At 43.7% G+C, this 17,080-nt stretch carries 16 protein-coding genes and 1 pseudogene; 8 read left to right on the top strand and 9 right to left on the bottom strand.

The genetic code is table 11. The features are described from left to right. Position 1: 1 nt before the first annotated feature. From CIK98_RS09735 to CIK98_RS09705, 7 genes and pseudogenes are all read left to right on the top strand, one after another. Positions 2-625: an HAD family phosphatase gene (locus CIK98_RS09735; protein WP_094384039.1), complete on the top strand. Its 624-nt coding sequence runs from the start codon at positions 2-4 to the stop codon at positions 623-625. Positions 626-627: 2 nt separating this feature from the next. After that, positions 628-2,109 carry a glycoside hydrolase family 10 protein gene (locus CIK98_RS09730; RefSeq protein ID WP_094384038.1) on the top strand — a complete coding sequence of 494 codons (1,482 nt, stop codon included), beginning with the start codon at positions 628-630 and terminating at the stop codon, positions 2,107-2,109. 18 nt (positions 2,110-2,127) lie between these two features. After that, the gene (gene dnaB, locus CIK98_RS09725) at positions 2,128-3,675 is read left to right on the top strand and encodes a replicative DNA helicase (RefSeq protein WP_094384037.1); all 1,548 of its coding nucleotides are present in this window, start codon (positions 2,128-2,130) and stop codon (positions 3,673-3,675) included. A gap of 39 nt (positions 3,676-3,714) precedes the next feature. After that, positions 3,715-4,074: pseudogene (locus tag CIK98_RS09720) on the top strand (cell filamentation protein Fic); the annotation flags it as partial. A gap of 317 nt (positions 4,075-4,391) precedes the next feature. Continuing rightward, entirely contained in the window at positions 4,392-5,429 is a 1,038-nt protein-coding gene (locus tag CIK98_RS09715; protein WP_094384036.1) for a virulence RhuM family protein, read from the top strand. A 75-nt stretch (positions 5,430-5,504) separates the two neighbouring features. Then, entirely contained in the window at positions 5,505-5,939 is a 435-nt protein-coding gene (locus CIK98_RS09710) for a DUF6078 family protein (RefSeq protein WP_094384035.1), read from the top strand. 263 nt (positions 5,940-6,202) lie between these two features. Then, positions 6,203-6,691, top strand: coding sequence for a 3'-5' exonuclease (locus tag CIK98_RS09705; protein ID WP_094384034.1), 489 nt, complete (start codon positions 6,203-6,205; stop codon positions 6,689-6,691). Positions 6,692-7,551: 860 nt separating this feature from the next. On the opposite strand, the gene CIK98_RS09700 is transcribed toward CIK98_RS09705, so the two are convergent. Next, entirely contained in the window at positions 7,552-7,941 is a 390-nt protein-coding gene (locus tag CIK98_RS09700; RefSeq protein WP_216358968.1) for a DUF4143 domain-containing protein, read from the bottom strand. Between CIK98_RS09700 and CIK98_RS09695 the strand changes: the two genes are divergently transcribed. After that, a complete protein-coding gene (locus CIK98_RS09695) occupies positions 7,897-8,268 on the top strand; it encodes a GNAT family N-acetyltransferase (RefSeq protein WP_141210499.1) in 372 nt (123 codons plus the stop codon). The genes CIK98_RS09700 and CIK98_RS09695 overlap by 45 nt on opposite strands. A 142-nt stretch (positions 8,269-8,410) precedes the next feature. Here the strand turns inward: CIK98_RS09695 and CIK98_RS09690 are convergent, their stop codons facing one another. The 8 genes from CIK98_RS09690 to CIK98_RS09655 form a co-directional block, all read right to left on the bottom strand. Further along, complete coding sequence (locus tag CIK98_RS09690) at positions 8,411-8,755, bottom strand: hypothetical protein (protein WP_094384032.1); 345 nt, start codon at positions 8,753-8,755, stop codon at positions 8,411-8,413. 14 nt (positions 8,756-8,769) lie between these two features. Further along, positions 8,770-9,267, bottom strand: a complete 498-nt coding sequence (locus CIK98_RS09685) for an HNH/ENDO VII family nuclease (RefSeq protein WP_094384031.1) — start codon at positions 9,265-9,267, stop codon at positions 8,770-8,772. 178 nt (positions 9,268-9,445) lie between these two features. Further along, positions 9,446-11,137 carry a LeoA/HP0731 family dynamin-like GTPase gene (locus CIK98_RS09680; protein WP_094384030.1) on the bottom strand — a complete coding sequence of 564 codons (1,692 nt, stop codon included), beginning with the start codon at positions 11,135-11,137 and terminating at the stop codon, positions 9,446-9,448. Next, positions 11,124-13,373 carry a GTPase domain-containing protein gene (locus CIK98_RS09675; RefSeq protein ID WP_172409895.1) on the bottom strand — a complete coding sequence of 750 codons (2,250 nt, stop codon included), beginning with the start codon at positions 13,371-13,373 and terminating at the stop codon, positions 11,124-11,126. Before CIK98_RS09675 ends, CIK98_RS09680 begins: the two co-directional genes overlap by 14 nt. A gap of 70 nt (positions 13,374-13,443) precedes the next feature. Then, complete coding sequence (locus CIK98_RS09670) at positions 13,444-13,743, bottom strand: YkvA family protein (RefSeq protein ID WP_094384028.1); 300 nt, start codon at positions 13,741-13,743, stop codon at positions 13,444-13,446. A 19-nt stretch (positions 13,744-13,762) separates the two neighbouring features. Then, entirely contained in the window at positions 13,763-13,963 is a 201-nt protein-coding gene (locus CIK98_RS09665; RefSeq protein ID WP_094384027.1) for a zinc ribbon domain-containing protein, read from the bottom strand. 656 nt (positions 13,964-14,619) lie between these two features. Beyond that, on the bottom strand, positions 14,620-15,372 hold the full coding sequence (locus tag CIK98_RS09660; RefSeq protein ID WP_141210498.1) for a hypothetical protein: 753 nt from the start codon (positions 15,370-15,372) through the stop codon (positions 14,620-14,622). A 170-nt stretch (positions 15,373-15,542) separates the two neighbouring features. Then, positions 15,543-16,964: a hypothetical protein gene (locus tag CIK98_RS09655; protein WP_094384025.1), complete on the bottom strand. Its 1,422-nt coding sequence runs from the start codon at positions 16,962-16,964 to the stop codon at positions 15,543-15,545. Positions 16,965-17,080: the final 116 nt, after the last annotated feature.

Raw genomic sequence — 17,080 nt, 5'->3', positions numbered from 1 at the left:
TATGATAAAGACAATACTTTTAGATATGGGAGGTGTGGTCATCACACTCAACCAACAACAGGCCATAAAACGATTTAAGGCTCTCGGACTGCACGATGCCGAACAACGCCTCGACGCCTACACCCAACAAGGTATTTTCGGCGACCTTGAGGCGGGAAAGATTAGCGAGGAGGACTTCCGCCGCGAACTGAGCCTTCTCGTGGGTCACGAACTTTCATGGGAGGAATGCCGCCAAGCATGGCTCGGCTATTGTGGCGATGTACCGCAACGCAATCTCGACAAAATGGCGGAACTCCGCAGACGGGGCTATCGTGTCGTGCTGCTCTCAAACACCAACCCCTTCATGATGTCGTGGGTCATGAGCGACGAGTTTGACGGCAACGGACACTCCCTCAGCCACTATCTCGACAAGGCTTACATGAGCTACAAATGCGGTGCCATGAAACCATCGAAGGTGTTCTTCGACGCAGTCATCAATGAAGAGAACCTCGTGCCTGAAGAAACACTTTTCCTCGACGACGGACCTCGAAACATCGAGGCAGCTAAAGCCCTCGGCATCAAGACACTGCTCGTCAACAACGGAGAAGACTGGACTGGATTAATAGAAGAAAAACTAAAACAATAACCATGAGAACAAAACTATTACTCGCAATGCTTATTGCAACCATTGCAGCCGTAGCACAACCAAAACGTGAATTCAGGGGAGCATGGATACAATGCGTCAACGGACAGTTCCTAGGAATGTCAACAGAAAAAATGCAGTCCACCCTCTCCTACCAACTCGACGAACTACAGAAAGACGGATGCAACGCCATCATCTTTCAGGTAAGACCTGAGTGCGACGCTCTCTACCAAAGCAGCATAGAGCCTTGGAGCCGCTTCCTCACCGGACAGCAAGGTAAGGCTCCCTCACCCTATTGGGACCCGCTGCAGTGGATGATAGAACAGTGCCACCGCCGCGGCATGGAGCTACACGCATGGATAAACCCTTACCGCGCCAAGACCAAGACCACGTCGCAGCTCGCTGCCAACCATGTGGCCTCACAACATCCCGAACGCGTGTTCTCTTACGACGGACAACTCATCATGAACCCTGCACTCGACGAAAACCGCAACTACATCTGCAACGTCGTGGAAGACATAGTGAAACGATATGACATCGACGGACTCCACATCGACGACTATTTCTATCCCTACCCCGTGGCAGGCCAATCCATACCCGACAAAAAAGAGTTCAGCACCATGTCCAACGGAATCACCGACCTGGGCGACTGGCGACGCTATAACGTCAACCTTTTCATACGCCAGCTCCACGAGACCATCGCCAAGACCAAGCCTTGGGTGAAGTTCGGCGTGTCGCCCTTCGGCATCTACCGCAACAAGCAAAGTTCACGAATGGGCAGCAACACCAAAGGTCTTCAGAACTACGACGACCTCTATGCCGACGTGCTTCTATGGATAAACAACGGATGGATAGACTATTGCGTGCCACAGATATACTGGCAGATAGGCCACCCCACAGCCGATTACACCACACTCATAGAATGGTGGAACCACTATGCCGGCGGCAGGCCTCTATACATTGGCGAGGACGTGGAACGCACGGTGAAATACCCCGACCCCTCAAATGTCAACAGCCATCAGCTACCGGCAAAGATGAACCTCCACATGCAGATGAGAAACGTGAAAGGCACCGTGCTCTGGTATGCCAAAGCCGCCGTCGACAACGTGGGCAACTACGGCACCCTCCTGCGCGAACAATACTGGAAGACACCAGCCCTCCAGCCCCTCATGCCTTTCATCGACGGCAAGGCACCCAAAAAGCCACGAAAGGTGAAAGCAGTGTGGACCTCCGACGGATACATCCTCTTCTGGACTGCGCCAAAGGGACATAACTGGAAAGACAAGGCCGAGAAATATGTGGTTTACAGATTTGAAAAAGGGGAGAAATGCGATATCGATAACCCGGCAAAAATCATCGCCATCACCACCGATACCTTCTATAAACTGCCTTACGAATCTGGAAAAAGGAAATACACATACATGGTCACCTCTCTCGACAGAATGCAAAACGAGAGCAAGGCTGTGAAAAAGAAAGTGTCACTCTAATATTCATCATTTTCACACATGGCTGACAACAATACTGCAAAAACAAGGAAGACAAGCAAGACAACACCAGTCGACAATACCTACGGACACCTGCAGCCACAGGCTCTCGACGTGGAGAAGGCTGTGCTCGGAGCACTCATGATAGACCGCGACGCCTATGCCGTGGTCTGCGAGATATTATATCCCGAAAGTTTCTACGAACAGCGCAACCAGCTCATATATGAAGCCATCAGAAGCCTGAGCATGGCAGAAAAACCGGTGGATATCCTCACCGTCACCAACGAACTGGAACGTAACGGCAACATAGAGAAGGCGGGCGGACCGATATACGTCACCGAACTGGCAGCCAACGTGGCTTCGTCGGCCAACATCGAGTACCATGCCCGCATCGTGGCGCAGAAATTCCTCGCACGCCAACTCATCTCCTTCGCCAGCGTCATAGAGACAAAAGCATTCGACGGAACGGTGGACGTAGATGAACTGATGCAGGAAGCCGAGGGCTCGCTCTTCGAGCTTTCTCAGCGCAACATGAAGAAAGACTACACGCAGATAGACCCCGTCATTACCAATGCCATCGAAGTAATACAGAAGGCTGCGGCAAACAAAGACGGACTCACTGGTGTGCCCACCGGATATCACAAGCTCGACGACATCACCAGCGGCTGGCAGCCTTCCGACCTTGTCATCATTGCAGGACGTCCAGCCATGGGTAAAACCTCTTTTGCCCTCTCCATGGCAAAGAATATCGTGGCAGACTTCAAGGTGCCCACAGCCTTCTTCTCGCTCGAAATGAGCAATGTCCAGCTTGTCAACCGACTGATATCCAACTGCTGCGAGATACAGGGTAGCAAGATACTCAACGGACAGCTCAAGCCCGACGAATGGGACCGCCTCGACAAGCGCATCAACGGCCTCATCGGCGCTCCGCTCTACGTCGACGACACTCCTGGCCTTTCGGTATTCGAGCTACGCACAAAGGCACGCCGACTGGTGCGCGAACATGGCGTAAAGCTCATCATGATCGACTACCTTCAGCTCATGAATGCCAACGGCATGCGTTTCAGCAGCCGTCAGGAAGAGGTGTCCACCATCTCGCGCTCGCTAAAGGGTCTGGCAAAGGAGCTCGACATCCCAATCCTCGCCCTCAGTCAGCTCAACCGTGGAGTAGAGTCCCGCGAGGGCCTTGAAGGCAAGCGTCCGCAGCTCAGCGACCTCCGCGAGTCGGGAGCCATAGAGCAAGATGCCGACATGGTGCTCTTCGTCCATCGTCCCGAATACTATCACATCTATCAGGACGAGAAAGGCCGCGACCTTCACGGCATGGCCCAGATTATCATAGCCAAGCACCGTAAGGGAGCCACCGGCGACGTTCTTCTCACCTTCCGCGGCGAGTTCACCCGTTTCGAGAATCCCGAAGACTCCTCACTCCACCGTTCCCTTCCGGCCAACGAAGGAGAGATAATGGGTTCGCGCATCAATGGCGACACCCCACCCGTTCAGTCTCCCGACTACACACCCTTCGACCCTTCCACCATTCCCCCCGTCGACGGTCCCATGCCGTTTTAGGGCGTGAGACACGTCTCGCAAATTGATAAAGACAAGGCAATGGACAAGATATCTATTCGGTTTTATAATAATAAGGAGGTTCGTGCGATATGGAGCGACGATGATAGCAGATGGTACTACTCTGCTACAGATATAGTTCGCGCTATCAACAATGAAACCGACTATGTGAAAGCAGGTAACTATTGGCGTTGGTTGAAGAAGAAACTTGCAGCACAGGGCGTTCAACCCGTGAGTGACACTCACGAGTTCAAATTAGTTGGCCCTGATGGCAAGAAGCGTGTGGCAGATGTAATGGACGACAATGGTGTCCTGCTGTTAGCCAAGCACTATCCGAACAACCGTGCAAACGAGTTTCTTGATTGGTTTACTTATAGTGACAATACTATTGACGGTCAAAGCAGTTACTGAAAGGTGCACTCACCGATGAGATTGACAGTCGCGAGATGTTCATGAAGGGAATTGATTATTCATATTACTATGAGCAGGAGGACTGAACAATGGAAGAGGACTAAGGGTCGCAGGGACAGACACCTCTGATTCACAAAATAAAATAATAACAATAAATAATAAAACTATGCCAAAGAAATATTATACATCCATACCCGATGGCTATGCCGTATGTCAGCATAGCGACTGTCCCGTCGCATACCACCCCAAATAGTAGTACGGATTAAATTCGATGACAACCAATCATGGAATAATAAAAATCAAAACTGATGGCAATGAAAAGAGAAATACGAAATAGTACCGCAGAGTTTCTTACCTTCGTAGCCGAAGGGAAGGAGAATGGCATACAGGTATTATACAAGGACGAAACCATTTGGGCTACCCAAAAGGCAATGGCAGCCTTGTTTGATGTTGGCATTCCTGCCATCAACAAGCATCTTGCGAATATCTTTGTGGAGGGAGAACTGAAGAAAGAGGCAACTGTTTCCAAAATGGAAATAGTTCAAACGGAAGGCAACAGAGAAGTCAAACGTATGGTGGAACTCTATAGCCTTGATGCCATCATCAGCGTGGGTTATCGTGTCAACTCCATCCGTGCTACACAATTCCGCCAATGGTGTACTTATGTCATCCGCCAGTTCTCACTCCGAGGCTATATCATAGATAAGAAGCGTATGGAGAACGGGGCGTTCATTGGCGAGGATTATTTTGAGCATCTGCTGTCTGAAATCCGTGAGATACGCATGAGCGAACGGCGATTCTATCAGAAGCTAACAGACATTTATGCCACCAGCATTGACTACAACAGGGATGCTCCCACAACAAGAATGTTCTACAAGAAGATGCAAAACAAAATGCACTTTGCGGTACACGGGCATACTGCTGCGGAGCTGATTGTTGACCGGGCTGATGCATCAAAAGAACACATGGGCCTAACAACCTGGGAGAAAGCACCTGACGGAAAAATTGTCAAGGCTGACGTGAGCATTGCCAAGAATTATCTCAAAGAGAAAGAACTTGACGACATGGGTAAACTGGTCAACTCAATTCTTGACTTTGCACAACGTATGGCTGACAGACACATTCCTATGACAATGGAGGACTGGGCTAAACGAATAGACATTGTTCTTGAAGCTGGTGGAGATGCAGTACTCAATGATGCTGGTCAAGTTACGACAGAATATGCGAAGGAATATGCAGAGAGCGAATTTGAGAAATACCGAATCATACAAGACCGTTTGTTTAAGTCGGATTTTGATAAGTTCGACGAAGGAGATGGACTTCTTCCTTTGAATTTTGATAATTGATTGGAGGGGCACAGGTACAGCACATGTGATTCGCAAGAATGACAACATAAAAGAATAACAATAAATAAGAAAACTATGCCAAAGAAATATTATACATCCATACCCGATGGCTATGCCGTATGTCAGCATAGCGACTGTCCGATGGCAGAGACTTGTCTGCATCAGATAGTTTATCCCGTGATGTTGGAAAAGAATGATATTCTGAGTGTGGTGAACCCAAACAGATGCATCAAGGATGCCAAGTGCAAGTTCTTCCGCAGCAACAAGCCCATTACCTACGCCCGCGGCTTCGCCCACTTCCAGAAGCGGATGTTTCCCGACCAATACGACCGCTTCTCGACAATACTCATAGGCAAGTTCGGACGCAACGCCTATTACGAGCGTCGGCGAGGCGACACAGCCCTCACTCCCAAGGAGCAAAGGATAGTGCTGGATGCCCTGAAGAAGGTTGGGGTAACGGAAGATATGAAGTTCGAGAGTTATGAGGAGAACACCAACTGGTATGATTAAGCCAGTACTCCATACGGAGTACTATAGTACTCTGACTGTTATTACACCAGTACTCTGACTGTTATTACACCAGTACTCTAACCAGAGTACTGCAGTACTCACGCCTAAGTACCAGAGTACTCTCGCGGGAGTACTGCCACAAGGATAGAGTATCAGTAAGTCACAAGGATGATGCTATCGAAGATACTGATTATACAACAGAGGACCTGTTCAGAGTTCTTCTATGAGCATCCAAAAGCGACTAAACAAAAATAATCAGTGATATGAAAGACTTTGCTGCAATAGATTTTGAAACAGCCAACAACGAGCGATCGTCGGTGTGCTCTGTTGGAGTAGTGATAGTGAGGGATGGGGAGATAGTGGATAAATTCTATTCCCTCATCAAGCCTGAACCGGAGTATTATAACTACAGGTGCAGCCAAGTGCATGGCCTGTGTGCCGCTGACACGGAGAATGCACCGATATTCCCCGAAGTGTGGAAGCAGATAGAGCCTCTCATAGAGGGATTGCCGTTGGTGGCACATAACAAGGCTTTCGACGAGAGCTGCCTCAAAGCCGTTTTCCGAGTCTATCAGATGGACTATCCCGACTATGAGTTTTACTGTACCTGCATCGCCTCACGCAAGCATTGGCCGGGAGGACACCACAACCTCGACATCATTGCCGCCCGCTGCGGATATGACTTGAAGAACCATCACCATGCCTTGGCGGATGCGGAGGCGTGTGCGGCAATAGCATTGGAAATTTTATAATTATCAAAATTGTATTTACATAAAACTTTATTGAATCACAGGGACAGGTTCACTTCAGTTCATTGACCCGAAAGAGTGAACCAAGGAACCTGTCCCTACGACCCCGATTTACGCCTGCCGCTTCAGCAAGCTGTGCCTTTGACATTGATTTCATAATTCTATAAATTTTTGGAGTTGATATTTTTTTTGGGGGGGGTATAACTCCCTCTCATAACTTCTCCTCTTAACTCCCCCTCATAATGCAGGTATATGCGTTGGGCTATGCAGGTATATGCGTTGGGCTACGCAAGTATATGCATTGGGCTTTGCAGACGTCTGCGAGGGGCAATAAAATTAAAGATTAAAAGATTAAAGTCTTAAAAGCTGAAAGCTTAAAGATATTAAGGGGGCGTGACAACGTGACAACATATAATATAAGAAATGCGCGGAAAAGGAAATTAAGCTCCTTTAAAGGAAGCGAATTTCCATTTTTAGGGATTTTCTATATATAACGTTGTCACGTTGTCACGCACAGAGGTCAGAAGGGCGGTTCTTCGGGCTTTTCGTCTGCGCCAGGTATGCGATTGTCGATATCTACCTTAGGACGCTCGGCATGGTGACGAAAGCCTTCAGCTGGTTTATCTCCTTGGTGGTCATGGAGTCGATTTCCTTGAGCGACACGATGATATTCTGCGCCAGCATCAGGCGGTCGTCCTTGGAGAGCTGGTAGGAGTTGCTCTTGGTGGTAAAAACGAACGCAGATGGGGTGGCAGGCTATAATTAGGGAATGTCAGCGTAAGTCACCGCTAGTTCAACATAAAACTTGCGATTTGATGATTATGTCTTGTCGAGCAAGAAAGCCATATACAAGGGTAGAATTGTCATTTGCTGTTCTGTCCTATATTGACATCGCCAAGCTTGATTGCGTGATGGACATGATATTTCTCGAGATGCGCAAGAATGGTCTTTGTGCTTTTTACGTTGCCACTTGAGGCCTTTACCTCTATCAGGGTACATTCTCCTTCATATCGGATGACAAAATCTACTTCCAAACCAGAGTCTTTACAGAAATAACAAAGCTTGCGTCTCTTTTTTGTGAAGATGTCGGCAACGAGATTCTCAAATATGGCACCTTTATAACCGAAAAGGTTACCTCGAAGAATGACGAGCCAGACAAAGTCGTATGCACTTTTACCCTTGCCAATGCAGTAGTTAGGGTAAGCGATTTGCCTAATGCACGCAGAAAGAAAATTGAGACTGGAATACCACACGCAAAAGCCTTGAAGGACTATCCTGCTGTATTAGTGGCAAGGTTGGGAGGTTCTTCCGAATTCCGTTCAAAGCATATCGGCAGTGATGTTCTCGATTTCATTAAGCTTTGGTTTATCGAACCCCTAAACAAGACTGGATGCAGATTTGTGATTGTTGACGCATATAATACACCAAAAACAATGGCGTTTTATGAGCAAAATGGCTTCACTACAGTATTCAGTACAGAGCAACAGGAGAAAGATTACCGTCATATCACCTCAGAAGCAACATTGAGCACTCGCTTGATGTTCTACGACTTGATGTCGATGGTAGAAGAATATAGGTAGGAACTCGGTGTCTCTTCCTGCGCACCCGGCCCGACACGCCTGTCTCCACCGCTTATTTCACTCCGGAGGACATGCTTGTAAAAGGGCTCTGAATATCTGCATAAGTAAGGCTAATAACCATATTATTTTACTATTTTCTTCTCTATCTCCTCACCCACGACCGTCCTTCGTTCCTCGAATAATACAGTCCCTTGCTTGTATTGGCAAGCAGTTCCCTTCCTGAATCTTGCAGGTTGAGGAAGTCGCCGTACGAGCTGTTGGTGCAGCGTGGAGCAAACGATCGTCCCTCGTTGGTACTTACATAAAGTCCCTTACTGGTGCAAGCCAGCAAATCACTGCCATAAACGAGCAAGTCCCGGAACTCGCCATACGAGCCGTTACAGCACCTCGTCACCCAACTCCTTCCACCATTCTGCGAATACTCCACACAGTTCTTCTGCGTATTGATACGCACGAGTTCCTTTCCTAAGTTTACTATCTGTGGCATAAGCGGATAACAATTTACATATAGATTCTCTTGATTTCTTCTTTCGTGAAAGCCTTGAATCGGTCTTGCCAATAGCGTGATTTCTCGCCATCAAACTGCTGGCGGTCGATGACAGACTCTCTGTTTGGATGAAGAATAGCATTGTTGCCGTCACCCATGTGCTCCTGCCAAGTCAATTCGGCAAATGGTGAGTCCTGTCTTTGTCCAATATGATGAAGCTCGTATGGGTCGCCATTGCTGTCACGTGGCGGCCATCCTTCCCCAATAAGGTCGGCATTGTTATAGTCCTGCCATTTATCCCAATCGGCAAATTTCTGCTTAAGCCATTCCTGTCGGCAGTTGAAGGCACTCCAGTCAATATCCGTCCGTACAAGCGCAGCCCTTCCGCCAATACGCCGCTCCACCAGACCAGCTCTAATATAAACCTCCGCCTCCTCACGGGAGTGGAGGAAGCGCACGATGGCGTCCGACCACCCCGTGCGCTCCTTGATTTGCTGTTGGAAGTTATACATAATCAAATGAATGTCTTGTCGCAACAACCTGTTAGTTTCGTTTCTTCATAAGAATTAATACAAGAGAAGCAATAGCGGCTCCTGCTCCAAGTACTCTTTTAATTACTCCTTTGTCTTTTTTCTCTGTTTTAATTATGTCGCTCATAATAAAAAAATAATATAGTTAAACTATTATTAATCAAGCCTCTTCAAAATCGGCATATTCAGCAGAATTACGCCAATCATCAATACGTTGCTTATATTTCTCCAAGTCTTTGACTCTCTGTTGAAGCTGAGTTACTTCTTTTTCTCTGTCTTTTAGAGCTTGACACATTTGCAAATAAGAAGGAGCATAATTCTTGAAATATGACTCATCCGACTCAAATGACTTGAATAGGTTTGCCATTGTCTTATTAATTGCATTAGCCAACTCATGCTTCATTTTTTCTAATTTCTCGCCATCACGATATTTCTTATACCAAGAATAAAGCTCGACCCCTATAGATAGCCCAGCACCTATCCATCCAGCCCATTTCGTGATATTTTTCCCAAGATTAATAGCACCCCAAGGCTTGAATTTGTAACTGGAAGCGACAATGTCTCTAATAGCTTTTACCTGTTCTCCTGTAACGGTAAGGTTTTTGAGTTGTCCTAATCCTTTAGCGACAAGTTGATCTACCATCTCATTTTGCCTCGAGAATTCTTCTTGTAACAATTGTATATTTGATTCTACCGCCTTGGCGTTTGTCTCACAACAACGCTCAATCAGAGAATTCACCTTATCATTGAATACATAGAAAGATACTTTTTCATTCTCCACTCCTATTTGTGACTGCAAAATTTCTCCAATGGTATCAATAGAAGCACCATTTATATCTCGGATGATATCATTCTTAAGAGTATTGAGAGAGTCTCTCAATTCGTTCTTGGAGAGGATAAGTTCATTTTTGAGTTGTTTCTGATCTTCTTCTAGTTCAACATGCCTCTCTTGTATCTTTGTCATTTGCTTATAAATAGGCTTAGACGTTTTTTCAATGGCTTGGCTCAGATTGTTTACTACGTCCTCGACAGATGTTTGATATGAAGATTCTGCAAGAGAATCCACATCAGCGTTATCAACAACTTGATTGATACAATTTCTCAAGTCTTTGATGTGCGAACGCTCGTAATAAGAATCAATTTTGTTAAACCAATGAGACAGTCCTTTTCCTTTGGGGTCGGCTGCTATACATACAACATGCAACCTATTCTCCTCGTCAGGGGTCAAATTGAGTCTGTCACGAAGACGTGAAATGATATTGTTCTTCTTTATCTCTGATCCTCTCGCAAAATCTTCCGGGTCAAGCAAGTCATAACCAGCTTCATCCATTTTGTTGATTACAAAGATTGTATTGTCTAACTTGTGATAAGTTCTCATGACTCTTCTAAGAATCTCTACATGACTATCCTTTAATGGTACAACAGCGTCACAAATATAAACAATGATGTGAGCTTCTGAAATATATTTCTCAGTTATACTGGAAAATTTCACGTTTTCTCCATCAATCTCTTTATGTTTTGTTCCAAAGAGTCCCGGAGTGTCAACAATCTTAAAGCCTTTCTTCAAGTCTTTCGGGCGATAAATGGTCAGTTCATCTGACGATTCATCAACATCAATCTTCATATTATCTTCCAATCGTCCCAGGAGTCCTGCAACTACGCTGGTCTTTCCGTCGGCAAAACTGCCAAGCAGGACAACACTTATCTCACCATCATTTAAGGTATTGATAATACTGTCAATCTTGTTCAAATAAGATTTCAACTCAGGCATCATCCCTACACCTTCAGAGAGAATGCTTTTCAGACCTTTTAGCTTTTCAGCCTTTTTGCTTCTAATATTAAATTCTTCCATATCTCTGTTGTTTTAACTGTGACACATATCTATTAATATCGTTATCAAAATCGTCAATAGCTTCTTGTAAAGTATTGATATTTCTCTTTTCTGTTTGAATAGCTTCCTTTAGATCTTTGCTTACTCGCTTTATATTTTGGAACACAGATGCCAAGGATTTATTGACATCTCTGTTAGCTTTATCTTTGGCTTTGTTAATTGCGTCAGATACGCTTTTTTTTGCATCTGCTTTACCTCCATCACCACTTGCAGCATGAACGACTCCACCTACGATGCCTCCAATAGCAGCACCAATCATAGTCCCTAATCCTGGAATAACAGACCCAATAGCAGCACCTGCCGCTGCTGTCCCAGCTGTTTTTCCAACAAAATTCACAACATCCGAGAAATCAATATCCAACTCTTCAAACGCTTCCGTGAAATCAATTTCTGCATCAAAGTCAATATAAGTATTAAAAGACAATTGTTTGATGTTTACTCCATCAAGTTCTTTCAATTTCCTATTTGATGTCTCTTCAACCTTTCTGAGGATATCTTTTACACTAAATGCAATATTATTTCGTAATTCTCTTAAATATCTTCGTTGATAAACCTCGACCTTACTTTTTAGATTCGAATCTCCTCTATCTATGCAGCCAAAAGCGTATGATTTTAAATCTCCAAAAGCAGAATCTATCATATTCTTTACAGTTGAGGAAATATTATGATGAATATTATTAAGCATATTGTTGCATATTTCCCTTTCAGCCACATTAAGATTGCCTTTAAGTCTGTCTACATATGTTTTTTGGGATACCATTGTTTTAGAAATATCATCAGCAATTCTTGACGCAAGAGATATCAGCTTCTGCTTATTTGCCTCAATGATTTCCTTTTTGAAATTGGCAGACTTATCGTCTACCAAATTGACAATTGTTTGGAATTGACTAAACTGTAGAATTTTTTCTGGTGAACCATCGAAATATCTCAGCAACTTCTGTTGGTCTTTAATAAGGTCATCACGTTTCTTGGAGAAAGACGCTTTAGCACACATTGCTAACTTGCCCTGTATGGTCAAGTTGCCTTTATAAACATCTCCCAAGATTCTCTTAAACTCCGTTTTAATGAGTGACTCATTCTTCTTTACTCCTTCAGTAAACAAAGTCTCTCGTTCTTCTTCTTCGTCGTAATTACTTACTCCGCCACGCACATTGTATACAGAATAAACCTTTACCCAGTCTCTAAGATAATTCTTGATTTTCTTGGCAGTGGCTTCATCCGGTTTCTTATTATGCCCATTGATATAAAATATGATATGAGCCTTTTGTAAAGCAGTCTTGATTGTATCCCGGAAATCTTCTTCCTTTCCTTCAATTCCTGGTACATCTATGAGCGTGAAAGGTTTACCACTTATTGAGAGTTTATATTCACAATAAGTTTTTGTAAAGTCATGTTGTCCGTCTCCAACAATCAGACCGTCTTCTTTCTTACGGTTTGGATCAAACAGGATACGGAATGTTTCTATAATGGTACTCTTTCCTGCGTTGGTCTCTCCAAAGAAAGCGATAACGAGATTGTCCCAAACAGTTTCATTTTTTGCCTTGGCCAACTGGTCTTTTGCATCTTTTACCTGAGAATTAAAGACCGATACGACATTATTCTTAATTTCGTCAAACTTACGATTTACACCTTTCAACCCTGCAATATCAGAATATGCATCATTAATTATCTCAATCAGTTGACTATATGCATTCTCAATATTATCCCTGGAGGATAACTTTTCATTGCTCAGCATATTTGGTTTACTTATCTGACCATATGTGCTATTACTTGGAATTGTCATTGAAAAATTATGGACACTGGAATCTCCACGAGTAAAATCTGATACACTCTTAGCTGCCTGCGCCATTTTGGTAAAAAGATTTGTCCAAAAAACCGTATCATATATTTTGAATAACTTAATAGGTAGCACAACCTGCTTTAAACTCTTATACTCTCCGCTGCTAACAATAATGCCAGAGATACAACTCTTAATATTCACATCTTTCAAATCGAATGGATAATAAACACCACTCTTAAAAAAATGCAATCTATGTGAAGTAAGAACTACCTTCGCGGAATCACCCCACAAACAAAAAAGTGGTTCCTCATTATCTTTCATATGAATCTTTGATAAAGAATATTGGAAAAAAGGTCTCACACCTTTCCATAAACAACAATACATTTTAGGGTATTGTCTTTCACTTTTTTCAAGCATTGTTTTATATTCTAATAATATTCCTTTGGGGGACATAATAATTCACTTTAGTTGTTAATTGGTATTATTATCACTTAAACAAATTCACTATCGCCACCGCAAACAGGGCGAGAAGGAGGATAACTATCGCACCGAGGGCGATGACTATCCACTTGGTCACCTTGACGATGGAAGTGAGGGAAGAGTCGGCTCGCTCCATGTAGCGTTGGGCAAGATTCAGACTGCCCGATAACATGATTATCAGGTCGTCGATTTGTCCTACTATTGGGATGTCAGGGATAATATCCACTGGACTTACGCCATACAAAAGACAGAGCGCCATTATCACCCATGGTACTACTACGGAAGGTAATTGTTTGTTTTCGTTCATTATCTTTATGTTTTAGTCGTTATTTCTCCATTTGTTCCCAAATCTTCCTGTATGCCCCTTTTTCCATAAAGGAGAGCAGGGACTTTGGCATGGTGTGTCGGCTGCCACACTTGGGGCAGGGCATCGGCTGGGAATAGGCAGTAGCTTGCCATTCGATGTCGAGGGCCTCGAAGGTGTGGCCGCAGTTGTCGCATTTGAATGTTTTCTTTCCTCGTAACATAGTCAGATGTGATTTTTAGAATTGATAGATTGTGGACAAAGAAAAGGCGTGACACCATTCTTCTGTTTGCCTTCCCTAAAGGTTACCGCCAAGTGACCATACGACCGACAAGCATAGAACAGCCCACGCCCTGTTGGCGTGAACCTCCAGTCTGCTTGTTCTCTGTCGTTGAAATTTGGCGATATTCTTAGGGACGAGGACAAGAGCTAAAAGCTCAATTATATTAATATGTACTGTTTCAGATTTTATTGAGAGGAAACGCAACGATGGTTTTTGTCCCATTCTACTGCGGATTCCTTTTGTTTCTGATTCTTAAGTTACGTTTTAGTTCAACTGTGTATTCTGTCTGTGTCCCGCCGTCGGGATGCAGGAGTGAATACGTGCTCCTGCTTGTTTTGTGTTACCGACATTGCTATGTTGGAATACACTTCGCAAAGATAGTCCATTTATTTCAAATGTCCAAAGAAAAGGACAAGAATTTTCTTCCTCTGCCATTTTTTTAACATTTGCCGTAATCATTTTAATTTGTTGCCTTTATTAATGCTGAATGGCTCACACCCGATGAGCGTGAGCCACCAGCATGTTTGTCCCCTGCCGTTGAATCTATTGGCGGTATTCTTAGGGAAGGGGGCATTGCTATATGTAGTATCTATTTATCATCTTGCCCTGCCGATATTTATCCAATTATGTCGGTTTCCGTTCAATTTGTGTAGCTGATAACCAGTGTCAAAAAGATCATTGAGAGCGGTCCTCTCTGATGCTATGCATGAACCGGGGGCATCGCCTGGCTTTTGGGATGAATTGACTATCTTGTCGCACCATTTGCATTGCCACACGTAGATTTCTTCCGGTTTTATCTCCCTGTCGGTTTTCGATTTAATCCTCTTTCCCTTATAGTCATATAAGGTGTGTGTCGTCACTATATAGCGGGAATCCTCCTCTGTTTCGACACATGCCAAAACGGAATCGTTGGGCATCTCAATGGCTGTGCCTTGTCCGAACTTCTTGAGTTTGTCGTTTTTGGGGTTATATGCGAAGAGCTCGAAATAATCCCCTCCTAATATCTGTTCTAACACAACGATGTGTTTCGTGTCACATAGAATTCTCAGATCGAACGACTCGCTATCGTCTATCATATTGTTAAACCTGATGGTATCAACAGACGAAGTCGCAAGGTCATACTTGTATAATTCATGTATGCATTCATAACCCTCATTGTCGATATTCTTGTAATAAACCAAATGCATGTCTTCCTCCGGATTGTCGTAGGTCATCAGGAATACCAATGAATCAGGGAGATTAGCTTCAAACTCGGCTGCAAGTTTCTTGTAATCCTTGCAACCATAAAATGCAATAACACTGACGAACAGCATTGTCGTACTCGCAAGTTGAAATAATGTCTTTTTCATATTGTCGTTATTTTTGTTTTACCATAGATGTATAAAGCATTTGTCATGCCGTTAATATTTATAATATAGTTAATAAAGTCAATGCGCCGACTCCCCATTTTGGAAAGTCGGCGCAAAGATAAGGATTATATTCTAAATATTTTCCACGTGAAAAATAATAATCATTAATTCTAATCTACACTGCGATAATATCCTATAGATCTGTTACCATCTTTTTGCAGAAACAATCTGTCGAGCAAATCGTAGTAATACATTTTCTTTTTTTGCTTTACAATTATGAAAGGCGATTTAATATTCTCATTATTACTTGATTTCTTTACATAGTCATGGATGAAAACTTTAGAATCTATATTGAGCCGATAGCACTTTTCATACAGATTCTCTTTCCGTATGATTTCATTTGTTTCCAACTTTTCTATCCATTCTTCAATTATTTCCCTTTCTCCATAATACGCCTCGCATAATTTATCGTATGCCTCATTAGAAAAATATGGTATGCGCAGATAAATATCCTTCTTGTCCCATTTCTTTGGGCGTCCTCTTCCCTTGCGCTTTTCATTCTCCCTGTCCACAAAAACTGTATCATTCCACAGATATTCTGCAAACGATTTTGAGATTAGTTTTACGGCAAGTGCCGCTACACTGATAACGTCCTCGTCATCATTGAGTGTAATCCAAAAGAGCCAATATCGTCTTTTGCTAAAATTATCTGTCGGCTTAAAGCACTTCAGAAAATCTTTCCATAAAAAAGTATCATTAAGAATGTCTGTCGTAGCCTTTTGTAAATCTGAAAGGGAATTTCTGTTCTTATGTTCTTTCATGAATATGTTTGGCCACTCTTTTCGGAACTTCTCGCATTGCTCCTCCAGGTCGCCAGATGTCACCTCTCCCTTAATGCCATAGTAGATGCCCTCGGAGGGCTTGCCGCGGTGGTATTCTATCACGAAGTCGTAGTCGCGTCCGTCGATAGAATGGAAAGGTTTATTGGAATCTTTTGGTCTATACCTATATATAATATGGTAGAAGTCGTCCTTGATGTCTTCTCTTACGAAACCCTCTGCTGCCACCAACTTTTTCATCTTGTCGAGATAGAACTGGGTGAATTCGTGGATGAACTCAGCCTGTTTCTTATATCCAATATCTTTATTATACTTGCTATGGTAAGAAAACTCCTCAAGCATGTGGAATACCAGCGAAGCAATATAATCCATGATATCTTCGGCATCGTCATAGACAAATGACAAGTTGAAATGCTTAAGAAAAGCCTTTTCCTTGTCCTTGTTGTTTTTGCTGAATAGTCCCCATGTATAAGGAATTGTGGCATCAATATCTTTCAAATCAGCCTTAGAGCAATTCATGTCGCAAAGAAGGGATGGCTTCTTCGCTTTTTGCGCTCGGCATCTTGCTTCTTCTGCCTTATCACCTATACCCACGAAGACATCAATATCTTCGCTGCCATCATCTGATGTCAACACTTCAATGGTGTCTGTTGAGGAGATTACCGAGTCTTCTATTCTCTTGTTTTTGATCTTATCCAGATCAGATTCAGGAAAATCGATACCCTTAGATAATATTAGCACTTTATATTTCATAAAACTCTGTTTAAATATGGAATTGGTGTAGTAAGGTTTGTAGGATGTCCCTTCTATGAGCAAACATGAGCATCCGCCTAATTAAAAATCCCTCTCCGTGGTGGCGGAGAGGGATT

It is taken from the genome of Prevotella sp. P2-180 (assembly GCF_002251435.1).
GTDB lineage: Bacteria > Bacteroidota > Bacteroidia > Bacteroidales > Bacteroidaceae > Prevotella.
This window is presented reverse-complemented; position numbering and strand designations above follow the sequence as displayed.

Coding starts and splice junctions, on each gene's coding strand:
- CIK98_RS09685 (WP_094384031.1), bottom strand. CDS start 9,267: ATGTATAACTTCCAACAGCAAATCAAGGAGCGCACGGGGTGGTCGGAC.
- CIK98_RS09730 (WP_094384038.1), top strand. CDS start 628: ATGAGAACAAAACTATTACTCGCAATGCTTATTGCAACCATTGCAGCC.
- CIK98_RS09675 (WP_172409895.1), bottom strand. CDS start 13,373: ATGCTTGAAAAAAGTGAAAGACAATACCCTAAAATGTATTGTTGTTTA.
- CIK98_RS09705 (WP_094384034.1), top strand. CDS start 6,203: ATGAAAGACTTTGCTGCAATAGATTTTGAAACAGCCAACAACGAGCGA.
- CIK98_RS09735 (WP_094384039.1), top strand. CDS start 2: ATGATAAAGACAATACTTTTAGATATGGGAGGTGTGGTCATCACACTC.
- CIK98_RS09715 (WP_094384036.1), top strand. CDS start 4,392: ATGGCAATGAAAAGAGAAATACGAAATAGTACCGCAGAGTTTCTTACC.
- CIK98_RS09710 (WP_094384035.1), top strand. CDS start 5,505: ATGCCAAAGAAATATTATACATCCATACCCGATGGCTATGCCGTATGT.
- dnaB (WP_094384037.1), top strand. CDS start 2,128: ATGGCTGACAACAATACTGCAAAAACAAGGAAGACAAGCAAGACAACA.
- CIK98_RS09665 (WP_094384027.1), bottom strand. CDS start 13,963: ATGTTACGAGGAAAGAAAACATTCAAATGCGACAACTGCGGCCACACC.
- CIK98_RS09680 (WP_094384030.1), bottom strand. CDS start 11,137: ATGGAAGAATTTAATATTAGAAGCAAAAAGGCTGAAAAGCTAAAAGGT.
- CIK98_RS09690 (WP_094384032.1), bottom strand. CDS start 8,755: ATGCCACAGATAGTAAACTTAGGAAAGGAACTCGTGCGTATCAATACG.
- CIK98_RS09670 (WP_094384028.1), bottom strand. CDS start 13,743: ATGAACGAAAACAAACAATTACCTTCCGTAGTAGTACCATGGGTGATA.
- CIK98_RS09660 (WP_141210498.1), bottom strand. CDS start 15,372: ATGAAAAAGACATTATTTCAACTTGCGAGTACGACAATGCTGTTCGTC.
- CIK98_RS09655 (WP_094384025.1), bottom strand. CDS start 16,964: ATGAAATATAAAGTGCTAATATTATCTAAGGGTATCGATTTTCCTGAA.